The 15,938-nt window shown below is 44.3% G+C and carries 12 protein-coding genes and 1 pseudogene; 6 read left to right on the top strand and 7 right to left on the bottom strand.

What is annotated here, in order from left to right:
- Positions 1 to 141: 141 nt before the first annotated feature.
- From C0Q44_RS04400 to C0Q44_RS04375, 6 genes and pseudogenes are all read right to left on the bottom strand, one after another.
- A complete protein-coding gene (locus tag C0Q44_RS04400) occupies positions 142 to 3,084 on the bottom strand; it encodes a DUF5704 domain-containing protein (RefSeq protein WP_258166168.1) in 2,943 nt (980 codons plus the stop codon).
- 451 nt (positions 3,085 to 3,535) lie between these two features.
- Positions 3,536 to 4,801: an S-layer homology domain-containing protein gene (locus C0Q44_RS04395; protein WP_105406201.1), complete on the bottom strand. Its 1,266-nt coding sequence runs from the start codon at positions 4,799 to 4,801 to the stop codon at positions 3,536 to 3,538.
- A 511-nt stretch (positions 4,802 to 5,312) separates the two neighbouring features.
- Positions 5,313 to 5,641: pseudogene (gene csaA, locus C0Q44_RS04390) on the bottom strand (chaperone CsaA).
- A gap of 111 nt (positions 5,642 to 5,752) precedes the next feature.
- On the bottom strand, positions 5,753 to 6,385 hold the full coding sequence (udk, locus tag C0Q44_RS04385) for a uridine kinase (RefSeq protein WP_105406200.1): 633 nt from the start codon (positions 6,383 to 6,385) through the stop codon (positions 5,753 to 5,755).
- Between the two features lie 321 nt (positions 6,386 to 6,706).
- Positions 6,707 to 7,831, bottom strand: coding sequence for a DUF4179 domain-containing protein (locus tag C0Q44_RS04380; protein WP_105406199.1), 1,125 nt, complete (start codon positions 7,829 to 7,831; stop codon positions 6,707 to 6,709).
- Positions 7,815 to 8,348, bottom strand: a complete 534-nt coding sequence (locus tag C0Q44_RS04375; RefSeq protein WP_105406198.1) for an RNA polymerase sigma factor — start codon at positions 8,346 to 8,348, stop codon at positions 7,815 to 7,817. Before C0Q44_RS04375 ends, C0Q44_RS04380 begins: the two co-directional genes overlap by 17 nt.
- Positions 8,349 to 8,678: 330 nt before the next feature.
- On the opposite strand from C0Q44_RS04375, the gene C0Q44_RS04370 reads away from it, so the two are divergent.
- The 4 genes from C0Q44_RS04370 (at position 8,679) to C0Q44_RS04355 (ending at position 13,561) form a co-directional block, all read left to right on the top strand.
- Positions 8,679 to 9,512: a PRD domain-containing protein gene (locus C0Q44_RS04370; RefSeq protein ID WP_258166167.1), complete on the top strand. Its 834-nt coding sequence runs from the start codon at positions 8,679 to 8,681 to the stop codon at positions 9,510 to 9,512.
- Positions 9,513 to 9,638: 126 nt separating this feature from the next.
- Positions 9,639 to 11,567, top strand: coding sequence for a beta-glucoside-specific PTS transporter subunit IIABC (locus C0Q44_RS04365; RefSeq protein WP_105406196.1), 1,929 nt, complete (start codon positions 9,639 to 9,641; stop codon positions 11,565 to 11,567).
- 72 nt (positions 11,568 to 11,639) lie between these two features.
- On the top strand, positions 11,640 to 13,097 hold the full coding sequence (locus C0Q44_RS04360; protein ID WP_105406195.1) for a glycoside hydrolase family 1 protein: 1,458 nt from the start codon (positions 11,640 to 11,642) through the stop codon (positions 13,095 to 13,097).
- 17 nt (positions 13,098 to 13,114) lie between these two features.
- On the top strand, positions 13,115 to 13,561 hold the full coding sequence (locus C0Q44_RS04355) for a 2-keto-3-deoxygluconate permease (RefSeq protein WP_258166166.1): 447 nt from the start codon (positions 13,115 to 13,117) through the stop codon (positions 13,559 to 13,561).
- 102 nt (positions 13,562 to 13,663) lie between these two features.
- Here C0Q44_RS04355 and C0Q44_RS04350 read toward each other — a convergent pair whose 3' ends face one another.
- Positions 13,664 to 14,347: a type 1 glutamine amidotransferase domain-containing protein gene (locus tag C0Q44_RS04350; RefSeq protein WP_105406194.1), complete on the bottom strand. Its 684-nt coding sequence runs from the start codon at positions 14,345 to 14,347 to the stop codon at positions 13,664 to 13,666.
- Between the two features lie 247 nt (positions 14,348 to 14,594).
- Here C0Q44_RS04350 and C0Q44_RS04345 point away from each other — a divergent pair, with 247 nt between their 5' ends.
- Both C0Q44_RS04345 and C0Q44_RS04340 read left to right on the top strand, forming a co-directional pair.
- Positions 14,595 to 15,242, top strand: coding sequence for a TetR/AcrR family transcriptional regulator (locus C0Q44_RS04345; RefSeq protein ID WP_105406193.1), 648 nt, complete (start codon positions 14,595 to 14,597; stop codon positions 15,240 to 15,242).
- Between the two features lie 195 nt (positions 15,243 to 15,437).
- On the top strand, positions 15,438 to 15,902 hold the full coding sequence (locus tag C0Q44_RS04340) for a hypothetical protein (protein WP_105406192.1): 465 nt from the start codon (positions 15,438 to 15,440) through the stop codon (positions 15,900 to 15,902).
- The last annotated feature ends 36 nt before the right edge of the window (positions 15,903 to 15,938 follow it).

The raw sequence follows: 15,938 nt of genomic DNA, 5'->3' as shown, positions 1-15,938 counted from the left end.
GGAGAACCCTTTTGTTGTATAACAGGCATGCTGTGTGTAGATGGGACGTGATACAGGAATAGCTTGTTAATGCTTCGTAGCATGTCACGCAGTACATCATAGTTTTGCTTAGGCAGCTGTATGGAGTGGAGCGATTCAGAACTAGTGTGGTACCTGAGATTGGAAGTCGTTCCGGCTGGACTGATCTGCATGGTAGAAGACTATATCGCCATCCTTCAGAGGCCATGTTTTGCCTTGACTGCCTACCGGAGTGTTGCTGAACCCCTCCATCTGCCACTGGTTCATCAGTGGTGCATGAATGTACTGCAGATGGGGTGCCTCTGTATTTCCATTCCGCAAGCTCTCCATATTGAAATTGACCACGATGTAACCATTCTTCAAGAAACTCTTTGAGTTCTCATCCAGCTGATTTTGTCGGGCGAGGAGTTCGAGATTCGTACCCTTGGGTACGGCATATACATCGGCTGGCAAGCTGTACTCACCGTACCATCTTTGGATTGCTGCATTGGCCCGGTCCACGTTGACCCCGGAAGGAATGTCTGTTTTGGGCCCAATGAGTGTCCGAATTGGAGCAGACAGGATCATCCAGTCATAGCGACCTACCCACGTTTTCTGATGAGAGGTCTGATCGACCAGGCGAACCATATGTTCCGCCAATGTACGTTGGTTGCGTTCTTCCGCTGACAGTTCATAAGTATACTGGTAACGCGCTGTATCGCCTAACTCTGTGCCGGGTATATTTCGAAGCCGGGCGTTCAGGACAACAAAGCGTTTCTCCAGATCCTGAGCCGATCCGATACGGATAAGGCGTTCCTGACCCCGATGGTAGTACAGATCTACTTCTTGTCGAGAAGACCCATCTTTGCTTACAAAAGCAAATGTGGGTGTTATTCGAATAGCATCCTGTTTGCCAAACATATTACCTTTGGTCTTCAAGTCGAACTTAAAATGGTACCCCGTCTTCACAGTTGCGTTAGTGAATCCCTGCACCGGATGGCTTCCTGGTCGAATGGGTAATACAAATGGGGACAGATTACCTCGTGGATCACCATCAATGCTATTCATTCCAGTCCAGTAGCTATTGCCCGTTGGTTCGGGACTACCCAATTGCTTGCGAAATACATTTTCCCAGTTGTAATTGGAGATATCGGTGACATGAAAATCATATAACCTTCCGATGACATCCACCGGTACGGTGTCCGCTGCAACATGATGTGCCAAATTGGTATTGGCATCCTGTTGCTCGGTAAAGTTTACAGGTGCATTCTCCGCGATATTGCGGAATGCAATGTGATACTTGCCTTCGTCTACCCACACAGGGAGATAGAATGTGGTGTCCAGTTGATTGACCGGAATATCGACCCAGGAATTGGCGGGAATGAACTGGCTTTGGTCAGCATTATAGACATCAAACGGGAATTGCACCTGTTTGATCCGAAAATATTTGGCATAGTCCCGATTGCCATAACCGGGATAACTGGCTGCATCCAAGTGCTGCCCAGATGTGGGAATACGTACAATGAACGGACGTTCCAGAATGAGTGCGGCACTGGTTGGGTCCGGTACCGTTTTCTGATTATGCGGCTGATCGTCCGATACCCAGGAGTAATTTACGACAGGCGTGTGCACCGTGACGGTGTTAATGCCGTTAATCGGCAATATCTTGTTGGCGCCACCGTTCACATTACCCGGCAGCAAATCATAATAAATTTCACCCGAGCTTGCTGTGTTTGCTTTATTCAGAAGTGTGTTGCTAATCATGTTGCCCGGCTTGTACAGAACGTCTCGTGCAATGGTTGTTGGATTAGGGATGTTCGATGGAGTTGGGCCATCTTTGGTTGCTTCCGCATCATTCATAATGGTTGCGTTGTTGAATTTAACTAAATCATTATTCACTTTACTTTGAGGTGTATTCGACTCCGCCATTCCTTTTAACAGAGATGTATCGTTTGGCACACTGGGAGGTGAATTCAAGCCACCTGTTAATTTGGTTGGAGTGTATGAGATTGCAGTTGTCTGCCCAGGTCGTACATGGCTTTCCACAGCTTCATTATTTTTAGACTCCAGTGTTGGTGGTGTGTATCCTGAAGGCGTCATCGTGACTATTTCCCCAGGTAAAGCATAATTTTTCATGGTTGCTTTAGCGATCTGGTACACTTCCAGATTGTTAATTTTCCAGTAAGAGTAGTCTCTTGAAATCTGGAAGGAGTACGGTTTGGGCACAGTATCGTTTCTGGGAACAGGTGGGCCATCCGTACAACCTTGCTCATTACATATGGGTGGTCCAGTTACGGTCCATTCTCTGTCATAGGAAATGGTGATGTTGCAATTATACGTAACTTTTCCGCTCATTTTCGCCCAGGCTTGTTTAAATAAATAATTGTCAGCAAAGGCATTCGTGTAGAGTGACTCAGAAGTAGGGATTCCTTTTAATACATTGAATGTCTCATTATCTCTGTTATCTGACTTAATAACACCATTGGTATTTGGATCGAGATCATTCATACTCATGATGGTTCCAGTAGAAGGTGGTCCAATCGTTGGAGTACAACTTCCACCACTGCCTCCGTTACCGCTATCCCCACCAGGACCCGGATTTTCTTCTACACCAATGTTTGTTGTGGTAGTTAACTCAAATCCATCTTTCCTCCACAAAACGGTGATGGTTGTCGTTCCTCTGCTGACGGCTTGAACTTCTCCGGAGTTACTAACCGTAGCGACACCAGGGTTAGAAGATTTCCACGTAGTTGTACCACCGCTACCAGTATTTACATTGGTCTCAGCGCCGAAGTTTCCGTCTCCAGTTTTCGTTTTGACCGTAGCATTAAGTTGTTTAGACTGATTTAAGCTAAGTTGCCCGCCAGCGGAGAGGTTGATCTCTTTGGTTATTTCAGCTTGGCCTTCCCAATATAGATCTGTGTTAAATAGATAATCTGCAGAATATTTGGGTAACTCGTAGGGTCTGTATTCAGTAGGCTCAATAGCTGCACCAATTTGCACGGAAAATTTTGTCCTTTTCTCAGTAAATGACTCTACATTTAACAGGATAGGTAATCCAGGCCGATAGTATGCTGTGTTATCCATATAGATAGGAGAGATGGAATTAGAAGTAATCTCAGTTCTTGGATGTGGATTACCTTGTTTATCTAAATACTCTAAAGGTTGATAGCTAGGAGATTCTAAAGACAAATTTACACATACTATCGAAGAATTTGGCTTATTTGTAGCAGAGTTATTGCCTAACTCTTGTCCGTTACATTCTCCAACTACTTTCCATTTCATATTATCCAGTTGAAAAATATAAATCCCAATATTAGTAGTTCCTTTACCTTGAAGTGGGATTATTTTTTTCTGGGATTTTGAAGGAGCAGAAGGCTCTATCCTAGAGGATTGCAGAATTGGCTTGTCCCCAGGGCCACCTCCTGCAAAAACGGCAGGAAGTGAAATGAAGACTAAATTTAATGCGAGAACTATGAGAAGTGTTTTTTTCAATACTTTAAGCAAATGCACATTGCATCACCCTTATCATTAATTATTAATTAGGTCTTACTCTGAAAACCGTCCCATCTTTTAGAGTGAGTAAAACTTCTGGATTGAGTTCTTTGTCGAAATGTAACAAACCTTCTGTCCAGTAAATTGGATTCTTAACATTAAATACTCCCTTTGCACCAAGTAAATTACTGATGCGAGGTACACCATAACTAAAAATTGCATCGCTATTAGGTGATTTCAGAGGATTAATAGTAGGAGAGTTAATTAAACTTCCCCCTTGTAATTGATTCATGGTGTTCTTTATATCAAGATCGAATTCAACAAATGAATAATATGCCCCTCTTACCAGTCTGTCTTTCTCATCTACAAAGACAGGGTAGTAGATACTTCTATCGTTACTTGCAACATAGGGGTTAACAACAATCCAATTTCTCACTTTGAGATCAGCGTAATTAGTTTTGGTAACTATTTCTTGGTTGCGGATTTTGGAGAAGTCACCAGTTACCTTATTGTAATCGTAAGGATAATTGCTCTCGGAAATCACCTGATATTTCGGCGCAATAATACTCAAATTCGTCCCCGTCAAACCCACTGCTCTCAGCTCATTCAAACCCTGAAAATCGGCAGGTTTCGTCTTGGCAACTGCTGCATAACGAGCTATTAACACAGCAACTTCCGCCCGAGTGGTGGTACGATCTACACCAAATGTTTTATCGTTTGCCACACTCATCAGTCCGGTCCCCAGGGCAACTGCCACGGCATTTTTCTGTGAACTCGCGAGCTTACCTGTGAAATATTCCTTCGTAGGCACAACTGTATTCGTTACATCCGAAAGGGCTTGCTTATAATCAGGGTCAACTACGGTCAGACCTTGCGTAAGCCATCCCGCCATTTCGCCCCGTTGTAGAGAAGCTTGTGCATCCAATTTCCCTTTGTAGTTGGAAGGATTAATAAAACCTTTGGCAATAGCAATAGAGACACCGCTCTTTGCCCACTCAGGTACATCCGTGAAGTTATTTGACTCTGGTGTCGCGGCATTCGGCTGGTCTGATAGACGTCCCAGGATACTTGCCATTTCAGCTTTGGTAACAGGTGAGCTGGGTTTAAATGTTCCATCTGCATACCCCTTGAAATAACCTTGTTCCACTGCCGAGTTGATTGCTGAATATGCCCAGTGAGTAGCCGGAACATCCTTAAATTTGGTCGTAGCTTGTGCCGCTTCTACAGAACTCCCCATTCCTCCAAAATCTGCAATACCCCCTGTTAATAAAGCCAATGCCGTTACGCTGGAAATCATCAATTTTTTCATGAATCTTACTCCTCTCCATTTTAATTTTTTGTTTTTGATATGTACTCGTCAGGCTAGTATACAAGTTGAACTAAAGATTATTTACACTGACACTGCGATGACAGAATAACCTTCCAATCGCTGTTATCCCCAGATTTTTTGGATTCCCTTTTCGCAAGGGAAAATCCGGTGATCAAGGCGAACGCTTCGCTTCTTTTCTGTCCTCTCCGTTATCGTGTAAATGATTAGTTCAACTTATATAGCTACTAAATTTGTAATAATAATCAATATTCTACCATGTAAAACTAGTATTTTGGTATTATTTATCAACAAAACTCCACCTTTCATGGATACACATCCAGTCCTAAAGACCTATATGCCATCGAAAAAACACAAAAAAGGCCACGAATCCGCAGATTCATAGCCTTATGCTTTAAGGTCTCCAAACGTATGTAGTTCACTGTTCAATACATCAAGGATACTCGATTTCCCCACATTTGAAAAGCCCTTAATCGTCCAACTCCAAATAAAGTCAGGCTATCGGTGTTCCATTAGGCAATGGGCTATCCGGTGTGAGCAGGACAACATCGCCTTCACCAGGCACGCCGCCAAGCACGAGTACTTCAGAGACAAAACCGGCAATCCGCCGGGGCGGGAAATTAACTACAGCAACCACCTGTTTGCCGATCATCATGTCAGGCGTGTAGCGCTGGGTAATCTGAGCGCTGGAACGTTTAATACCAAGTGGACCGAAGTCGATTGTCTTTTAATGGCGGGTATGCGAGCTTTGGGGAATGGTTCGGCTTTCACCACAGTACCAACCCGGATGTCATGTTGCATGAACTCTTCAAAAGTAGCCATAGGGGTAGATCTCCTTTCAATTATGGGGATTATTATAAATGAAGAATCAACAAAAAACCCAGATTACGCTGTATCGTAATCTGGATTTCTGATGTGTTGCATTACAACGAATTAAGCGCCGTTCCAATTCTCTCCGGTGAGGTATTTCTCGGTGAGGATGGATAACATCTGAATGCCCACTTCATTATGTCCGCCTTCTGGAATAATGATGTCAGCATACTTTTTGGATGGCTCGATAAAAGCATCATGCATCGGTTTTACTGTTTCGAGATATTGTTTGTACACGGATTGGATCGTGCGTCCGCGTTCTTCCATATCACGAAGTACTCTCCGTAGAATCCGCACATCGGAATCCGTATCAACGAATACTTTGATGTCCAGCAGGCTGCGAAGATGTTCGTCAATCAGCACATGCAATCCTTCTACAATGACAATATGGTTCGGTGCCAGTTCAACCGTCTCATCTACAGCACGGTTATCTATGGTGAAGTCATATACGGGAGCATACGCCGCTTGGCCTTTTTTCAACAGGGTGAGATGCTCAATCAACAGATCATTATCGAATGCAAATGGGTGATCGTAATTGGTGAGTCGACGTTGCTCAGGTGTGAGCTGCGACTGGTCTTTGTAATAATTGTCTTGGGAGATAAACGTGACCTTAGCTGATCCCAGACGGTCTATGACGGAGCGAGCTACCGTCGTTTTACCGGAGCCGGTCCCTCCGGCGATACCAATAATGAGCATGGTTGTTCCATAAGCCTCCCTAGAATGGCAGCATAATCATGGACAAAGAGCGCTGATCCAGAATCAACTCAGCACCTTTACCCACAAGTCTGTCTGTGAATACACAATTCTTTCATTGTACCACAGCGCTTTACATTTTTCACCTGATGGAGGCGACCATGTTTTGCCTGAATAGATCTCAAGTTTTAAGAGGAAGCTGGCGTAATACCCATGTCTTCGAGCGGAGCAATCCGCCAGCCTCCATGGGGATATCATACGCTGACCTATCGCAAGTTTTGTAATTGAATGGACATGGGGAAATGCTCCTTTATGAATAGATGGTTACGGTTGATTCAGCTCGATTTTCATGTCCATTCCCTTGATGAACTGCCGATCTTTAATCTCTTCACTAAAATCATCCTCAATCTCAAATGGCTTCACGACCAAATATGTTGAGTCGCCAGGTGTGGTGGCATAGATCCGTTCAGATTTTAATTGATTGCTCTCATACAAGCCTTCACCGTTTAATGCAGTCAGTTGTCGGCCCTGATCATCGTAGATTGCAAACCCTATATTACGTAACTGCTCTTCATCTTTAGCTGTGAGCATGCTCTTACCATTAAGCGAGACCACCGTAGACAGGCGTGTCGTAATTGGCGTAATCTGGGCTTCCGTAACGGATGCGGTAATCAGATCATTGGCGACAATGACGTTGGGTTCAATATGCAGAATATCCTCGGTCGTTTTCGTAAAAGGGATGTTCAGCGTAAACTCGTGATCAATGCCTTGTAAAGTGAACGTGACTTCAGCGTCAAACTGATCCGGCAGTCCGGCAGCGGCGTGATTTGAGGGAATGACTTGTTCGAACAGCAATGTATCTGGATATGTGTTTCCAGCAGAACCGTAGAACAAACCACCATCTTGGCCTGTGCCATTTACGTTGAAAAAGACATTCTCAATGCCGTTACTAAGCTTTACAATGTTCTTGCCGTTGTCATATTCACCATTCTTTAAATTAGGTGCGGTAACATGAACCAGGAAGGCTGCACGAGTACCGTCATATACGGTTTCCGACACTTCCAGTTTTACGTCCTTAAAAGACACATTGCTGTTTACGAGCTTCGTCAGGCCTTCGTCTCCTGCGGTGCGCAATCCCATATCGGCTTCAATAGAGCTGAAGAGACTGCCAACCAGCGGGATGCTGCGCAAAGAATCAGCCATGACGGGAGACACAAATCCGGAGGCAAAGACAGTTATACCTAACACTCCAGCTGCAATCGTCGCTGCGACTGTACGACGCAGACCTTTATGAAGACGCGGCTTACGAGAATGTCCTGAATTCAGTAATGGTGATTCCGGTAGTGATTCTAACGTGGCATCGATTCGATTGCGAACAGTTGTTGACATAATAGGACGCTCCTTCGATTGTTCTCTTAATTCCTGATCGATATTAAACGGATTTGACATGTAGTTTTACCTCCCGAAAATTTTTGAATTTCTGATATAGCTCCTGTCTTGCCCGGCTTAATCTCATTTTCACCGCGCTTTCGGAGATATCTAGCGCATTAGCTACCTGCTTTAGTGAGAGATCTTCGAAATAATGAAGCACGATGACTACTCGCTTTGGTTCATCCAGCCGATCAACCGCTTCTCTCATATCCACCTCATCATATGGACTGGAGGATTCCTCCTTGGCGGGCACCTCCGCATAGGACGTAGAGAGGGAACGACGGGATAATAGGGTGTTGCATTCATTAATCAGAATGCGGAACATCCACGTTTTGAAATATTGGGGTTCGCGAATCGTATGCAGTGATTTATAGGCTTTCAAAATCGTCTCCTGAATGGCATCTGCCACGTCTTCCTCTTTTCGAAGCATGGATTTAGCGGTATTGTACAGGGAATTCTCAATCTGTCGGATGAGCCTGATAAAGGCATCCCGTTCTCCCTGAATGGCTTGATTCACGAGATTGGTCCATTCCATCGGTACCAGCTCCTTTCTTGGGTTATGGGAATCCATTTCCCTTTGCTTTTACATGAATTAGACTTTCACCCAGCACATATGGTCACAATTATTCTTGGGAACAGAGAAAGGCTTCTATATCATGGACGAGTTAGATCGCATTACACCCTTCAGGTGGTTCGAACAGGAGAAGATTCGTTTCCCTTATAAAGGATGATTGACATTCTGGTGAACAGGCCTATAATAAAATATATATTCATAACACGGACTGTTACTGGGCAAACCAGGCATGACCGAATTCGATTATTTAACTGTAATCGCTTTCGGTCTTTTTTTGATTTCTGTCGGGGGGTGAGGACATTGAAGGTTATTAAGAAAGTGAATAATAATGTGGCGATTGCCATTAATGATAACAACGAGGAAGTATTCGTCGTAGGTAAAGGTGTAGGGTTTCTGAAAACGCCTTATGAGCTGACGGAGACAGATCTGGTGGAGAAAATCTTTGTGGCACCGAAGAATATCCGTATGTATGACTTACTGAACAGCATACCGATTGAGGATATTTATTTGGCTGAAGAAGTCATCAAGCTGGGCAGTCAGATCCTGAATAAACAATTTAACCCGAACCTGCTTCTCACCCTGTCTGACCACATTAGTTTCGCATTGACCAGGCAACGGGAAGGGATCAGTATCAAGAATCCGCTGGAATGGGAAGTTAGAACACTGTATCCGAATGAGACCCGTGTGGGTGAGGCTGCGCTTGAGTTAATTCAGGAACAAACGGGTATAACCTTGCCCGCAGCTGAAACAACACTTGTTGCGTTACATTTTGTCAATGCACAGGTTGGTTCGGGGGAGATGACGGATACCACCAAAGTGACAACGGTTACAGGCGAGATTCTATCGGTGATCAAATATGCACTCAAAATTGACTTTAAAGAAGACTCTATTCACTTTATGCGGTTTGCGACACATATCAGGTACTTCATTATGCGACAGATGAGCGGTAAGTCGCTCAAAGACGAGAACGAATCGCTGTTCCTGATGGTGAAGGAGAAGTTTCCGAAAGAACTGGCTTGTGTCGAGAAGATTGCTGATTTTCTGCAAAGTAATTATGAATGGACCTGTTCTGATGATGAAAAGTTATATCTAATTCTGCATATCCAACGATTAATCTCGAACTAACCAATTGCATAACAATTATGGACTGTTACTGATTCGATCAGGCATGACCAAGCGTAGGGAATGACGATTCCCCGGCTTGGTCATTTTTTATATATACATCTTTCATTTATGTAGAGGAGAAGGGTCATGAACAATAAAGACTTGGCTAAAAACGTACTTGAGCTTGTTGGCGGCGAGCAAAATATATCGGGTCTGACACACTGTGCAACCCGTTTGAGATTTGTATTGAAGGATGATAGCAAAGCAAACCTCAAGGCGCTGGATCAGCTGGAAGGTGTGCTTAGAGCACAGAACTCTGGAGGGCAGATTCAGATCGTTATTGGGGCTAAAGTGGATGCAGTATACAGTGAAGTGAGAAATCTGACTTCTGATAATACTGGTGAACCTGCCGAGCCTGGAGATCGTGGACCGAAAAAGAGACGCAACCCTGTCAATGTCGTGCTTGAAACCATCGCAGGTATATTCACGCCTGTTCTGCCAGCACTCGTTGGTTGCGGGATGATCAAATGTTTGGCTACCGTTATAACGGCAATGGGGTATCTGGAGGGTTCTGGTTTCCTGACGATCATTAACATGATCGGAGACTGTATTTTCTACTTCATGCCATTCTTCCTGGCTGTCAGTGCAGCAAACCGTTTCAAAACCAATCCCTATTTGGCGGTAGCTCTTGCTGCTGGGCTGATGCACCCCATCATTCTGAACGCTGCGTCCCAGATTGCTGAGACGGGTGTGAACAGCATTGACTTTCTTGGCATGCCGATCCTGTTGATGAAATATTCATCTTCCGTCATTCCCATCATTCTGGCGGTATGGATCATGAGTTATGTGTATCCAATTGTCAATCGAGTGATTCCCAAGTTCCTACAGGTCCTGCTTACCCCAATGATTGTTTTGTTTATTATGATTCCAGTGGAACTCATTGTGCTTGGTCCAGTAGGATCATATATCGGTGACTGGTTGATCAATGGTATTAACTCATTGTTCTCCACTGCAGGTGTTCTTGCTGGTGCGATTCTTGGATTTTTCAAACCAATCATGGTCATGTTCGGCATGCACTATGCCATCATGCCTATTCAGGTTCAACAAGTGGCTACACTGGGTGCAACCGTACTGTTGCCAACGGCACTGGCGGCGAACTTGGCTCAGGCTGGAGCAGCCTTTGGTGTGTTTGTATTGACGAAGAGTAAAACGATGAAATCAGCGGCTGCTTCGAGTGGATTCACTGCGTTGTTCGGGATTACCGAGCCGGCGATTTATGGTGTCACACTGAAATACAAACGCCCCTTCTTTGCAGGATGTCTAGCGGGTGGTTTAGTCGGTGGATTCTACAGCTTGGTGCATACAACAGCAAATGCGATTTCGCTTCCAGGTGTATTGGCAATTGGTACGTATACATCTGATCGTTACATGTATGTCGTGATTGGATGTATAGCAGCCGTTGTACTGGGTTTTGTGTTCACACTGTTGGCTGGCATCAAGGAAGATACAGATGGAAGTAAATCGAAGCAACAAGCTACTGGTAAGGTAAATGACAATCCAACAGTCGTTGCCACAGAGGTACCTTCAGAGTCAGTATCATCACAGACATCCACCTCCTCGGACATGCTTATCGTTAGTCCAATGACAGGGGAGATCAAACCGATCTCTGAAGTGGAAGATCAGGCGTTTGCTCAAGAGTTAATGGGTAAAGGCATTGCGATTGTTCCAACAGAGGGCAAGGTTTATGCTCCGTTTGACGGAGTAGTCGAAGCCCTTTATCGGACCAAACACGCCATCGGATTGAAGGCAGCGAATGGTGTCGAGATCCTGATCCATATCGGTGTGGATACCGTTAGTTTGAAAGGGAAATATTTTAACGCCCATATCGAACAGGGACAGACCATCAAGGCTGGCGATCTTTTGGTGGAATTTGATCCAGAAGGTATTACGTCAGCAGGATATAAAACCATTACATCCATTGTCGTTACCAACATGCAACCATATGGGGATGTACTAACTACAGCAACCAGCGGCCCAATTCGGGAGAGTGAAGCTTTGATCAAGCTGATCCCATAGGTGTGATACAAGACGTTTAAACCAACAACACAACATGAACTTCATATCACGTAACAATAGGAGGAAACTATAATGACGAATTCCAATTTTCCAAAAGATTTTCTGTGGGGCGGTGCACTGTCTGCTTGTCAGGCTGAAGGCGCTTATGATGTGGATGGCAAAAGTCTGACCATTCCGGAAGTGATGAAATTTAACGAAAAGAATGATCGCAAGGTGACTAAGCAGATCAGAGTGAATTGGGAGATGATTGAAGAGGCCCGGAATGACCCAGATACCGTGAAATATCCGAAGCGCCGGGGAATTGATTTCTATCATTCTTTCCGTGAGGATATCGCCTTGTTTGCCGAAATGGGCTTCAAAGTGTTTCGGTATTCCATTTCATGGGCAAGAGTATTTCCAGGCGGGGATGATGCTACTCCGAACGAAAAGGCACTAGAGTTCTACGACCAAGTCATTGATGAATGTATAAAACAGGGTATGGAGCCCCTGATCACCATCAGTCACTTTGACACACCAATCGTACTGATGGACAAGTTCGGAGGATGGTATAACCGCAAGCTGATCGATCTGTATGTGAACTATTGTGATGTACTGTTCAATCGCTACAAGGGCAAAGTGAAATATTGGGTAACGTTCAACGAGATCAACATGAGTGTGAAAGCATCAGCCAAGACGTTGGGAATTATCGATTATGATGCTCCGAATTATGAGGAAATGCTGTTCCAGGGGCTGCATCATCAATTTGTAGCTGCGTCCAGAGCAACCAAGATGGCCCATGAGATTGATCCGAACAACCAGATCGGAAGTATGGTCGCTTATTTCACAACATATCCTTACACATGCAAGCCGGAGGATGCGCTCCAGATGCAACAGGATGACCAGATGAAAAATCAATTCTACTTGGATGTGCTCAATAAAGGGGAGTACCCCTACTATAGTAAAACGTATTTCAAAAACAAGGAGATCCAGTTGAACATCAAGGATGGCGATCTGGATAGCATTCGCGCACATACGGCTGACTTCGTAGGGATGTCGTACTACAACTCCATGATATCCAGTAGTGATACGGAGCAGCTCGAACTAACCGCAGGTAATGTACACAGTGTATATAAAAACCCGCATCTGCCCGCTAACGAGTGGGGTTGGCAGATTGATCCGATTGGCCTGCGGTATACGCTGAATCTGGTCTATGATCGGTATCAAAAACCAGTCTTCATTCTGGAGAACAGCTCCGGCTTCTACGACAAGCTGAATGAAGATGGAACGATCAACGATCCATACCGGATTGATTTCCTGAGCCAGCATATTGAGCAGATGGGACTTGCCATTGCTGATGGGGTTGAAGTGTTGGGTTACACGATGTGGGGGCCGATCGACATGATCAGTTCAGGGACTTCCGAGATGAGCAAACGGTACGGATTCATCTATGTTGATCAGGATGATTATGGAAATGGTACGCTCGAAAGACACCGTAAGGATTCGTTCTTCTGGTATCAGAATGTGATCCGTACCAACGGAGCAGAACTGTAACAGCGCATGAATATTCTGTGCCTTTCTTCATCGGTATATTGCTTGGTAACCTGGACAGCAATATGCAGAAGATGTTCGCTCTGGGGACACTGATTCTGCTGCCTTTCCTGGGCACAAGCTTTGGGTCCAATATTGATCTGCGTATTGCGTTTCATTCCAGTCTGTCCGGCCTGCTGGTCACGGTATTATTTATGCTGATCTGCATGCTGCCGCTCATTGGAATCGATCGCACGATACTAAGACGGCCCGGTTATGCAGCGGCTGGGACATGTTCGGTTGCTGGACTCTCCATGGTCGTGCCATCGATGGCTGCCGAATTTAATCCGTCGTATGCGCCTTATGTGGATACAACTATCGCTCAGATTGCGTTTGCCATGATCCTGACGTCGGTGACCTTACCTTTTATCGTGAAGCGTTTGGCTGGAACAACAGCGAGGGAAGTTTCTATACGAGCAAATCATTAAAGAAACAGCACGTGTTCTGTCAGGTCATGACGGATCACGTGCTGTTTTGATATGTTCATCTATATGATCTCCTGGGGGAGGAGAGGGAGCGATCGGTTTATTTTACAGACCAAGCAATTGTTTGACACTCTCAGCTACGGCTTTGCTGGATTGAGGATTCTGTCCTGTTACTACGCGGCCATCTGTTGTGACATAGGAGCTGAATGCAGCAGCTTTATCGTATTGTGCAGCGCGTTCTCTCAAAGCATCTTCCAACAGGAATGGAACGTACTCCGTTTGTTGAGCCAATGCTTCTTCTTCATTCGTGAAGCCAGATACCGTTTTGTCTTTGATCAGAAGCAGGCCATTGGAAAGCTTCACGTTCAACAGGGCTGTAACGCCGTGGCATACGCCGGACACAACGCCGCCTTTTTCGTAGATATCACGAGAAAGCTCTTGAAGTTCGGCATTATCCGGGAAATCCCACATTGTACCGTGACCCCCTGTGAAGTAGATTGCATCGTAGTCACTCGCGTTTACTTCGCTAGGTTTCAACGTAGTTTTCAACTGGTTCATGAACGTTTCGTTCTCAAAATAGGCTTTGGTGCTCTCATCCAGGGAATCGCCCAGACTCTTCGGATCAAGGGGCACATTGCCACCTTTAGGACTTACCAGATCAATCTGTACGTTGTCGTTATGATCAAACTCTTCAATAAAGTGGGTCGCTTCGCTCAGCCACAAGCCAGTAGGCTCGTCTTTGGTGGCGTATTTATCTACATTGGTTAATACAACTAATATCTTTTTCATAAGGAAAACCTCCTAAGGTTTAATGTGATTTAAATTGTGTAAAATATAATTGCGTAAAATTCAATAAACTAAATATAGCACAGACTTATTTCAAAGTAAACCAAAACGTCTAAAATAGTTTAGTTGGTATAATATATCTATTTCGTCTATCCATGCTATACTTATATATCGCCTGTTTAGTAAACCGTGAATCAGTTAAGTTAAGCAACGGTGATAGAACTAGTAAGCATATAGAGGAGGGCACTCCGTGAAACGTCTGGAGAACTCGCAGAAATTTTTGACTAAGATTATTCCCGTGCTACGTACAACAGCCATCAGTTCGCTTCGAATGGATGATGTGGCCAGACATATGGATATCAGCAAGGCAACACTATATAAATACTTCTCCTCCAAAGAGGAAATTATTCAGAATATTTTGGACGATTACATCGAAGAAATTCATGATTCCAGAGCCTTGATGAAAGATAACTCGATCTCATTCGAGCGCAGGTTCCAGATTGCGTACCAACATTCCATCTCTCACGTATTATATCTTCCAGAATTTTTCTGGAGTGATGTGAAGAAGCTCTATCCAGCATTATATGAAGGGTTTGCGACCGCTTTACGGCATCATAGTGAGCAGTTGTGTCACTTTTTCGAAGAAGGCATGGAGAGAGGTACTTTTAATGAGATTAATCCCATTCTGTATATGATCCAGGATGAGGCGGTCATCCGCCGAGTGGCTGAGCCTTCATTTTCGATTACATATGATATGACCATCCGCCAGGCGCTGTATGATTTTTATGTCATGAAGAGGAATCAGTTGTTGAATCCAACGATGATAGAATCCATGGATGATCAACCTGTAAAGGCCCATATTCACGAATTGATCCAGCAGTTATCACGAACGATGTAAGAGCGGGAGTATCTGCGATGATTTCGTTCAATTTTCTCTGAATTTGGTAGTACAGGATGGTAACGGTATAGGATGTCGAAACCATTTAAAATTTGATGTTAAATTGATTGTACATCTAGGTCTTTTGATATAAGATGTCGAAAGAAACCACATTGTAATGGTACATATTACATATTAATCGGGGGAAAATAAACAATGAAACGTACAGGAAAATTCTTTACTTCAACGATGGTTGCTGCAATTGCGGCAGTGTCAATCGTGTCTTCAGCTTCGGCAAGCACAATCTCTAACTCGAATATCTCTAGTATATCTTTTGCTAATATTCAAAGTATGGATATCGAAACTGCTTTGATGATGGTTCAAAAAGAACGCACCAAATTACTGGATGCCCAATTGCAGACACAAATTCAGGAAGTACAGAACCGTAACAATTATATTGCAGATTTGGATTCGCAATTGTTGGTAGCTCAACAAAACGGAGATGCAGTAGCTGTTCAAAAGCTGAAAGGCCAAATTGATGCAGCATATAATTCTCAACAAATGGACATGCTCCGTTTGCAATCCATGTCGAACAAGCGCAACGAAGCTTTCGATGTAATGACTAACTTTGTCAAGAAAATGCAAGACTCCAGATCTTCCATTATCGGTAACATGCGTTAAGAGCAGAAGGATCATTGCATCAATAAATAAAGAGCG

It is taken from the genome of Paenibacillus sp. PCH8 (assembly GCF_002968835.1).
GTDB lineage: Bacteria > Bacillota > Bacilli > Paenibacillales > Paenibacillaceae > Paenibacillus.
The sequence above is the reverse complement of the archived record's forward strand: the minus strand, read 5'-3'. Positions and strand labels throughout refer to the sequence as shown.

Excerpts from the sequence above, each read along its gene's own strand:
- C0Q44_RS04400 (WP_258166168.1), bottom strand. The coding sequence starts at position 3,084 with ATGGATAACACAGCATACTATCGGCCTGGATTACCTATCCTGTTAAAT.
- C0Q44_RS04395 (WP_105406201.1), bottom strand. The coding sequence starts at position 4,801 with ATGAAAAAATTGATGATTTCCAGCGTAACGGCATTGGCTTTATTAACA.
- udk (WP_105406200.1), bottom strand. The coding sequence starts at position 6,385 with ATGCTCATTATTGGTATCGCCGGAGGGACCGGCTCCGGTAAAACGACG.
- C0Q44_RS04380 (WP_105406199.1), bottom strand. The coding sequence starts at position 7,831 with ATGTCAAATCCGTTTAATATCGATCAGGAATTAAGAGAACAATCGAAG.
- C0Q44_RS04375 (WP_105406198.1), bottom strand. The coding sequence starts at position 8,348 with ATGGAATGGACCAATCTCGTGAATCAAGCCATTCAGGGAGAACGGGAT.
- C0Q44_RS04365 (WP_105406196.1), top strand. The coding sequence starts at position 9,639 with ATGAACAATAAAGACTTGGCTAAAAACGTACTTGAGCTTGTTGGCGGC.
- C0Q44_RS04360 (WP_105406195.1), top strand. The coding sequence starts at position 11,640 with ATGACGAATTCCAATTTTCCAAAAGATTTTCTGTGGGGCGGTGCACTG.
- C0Q44_RS04350 (WP_105406194.1), bottom strand. The coding sequence starts at position 14,347 with ATGAAAAAGATATTAGTTGTATTAACCAATGTAGATAAATACGCCACC.
- C0Q44_RS04340 (WP_105406192.1), top strand. The coding sequence starts at position 15,438 with ATGAAACGTACAGGAAAATTCTTTACTTCAACGATGGTTGCTGCAATT.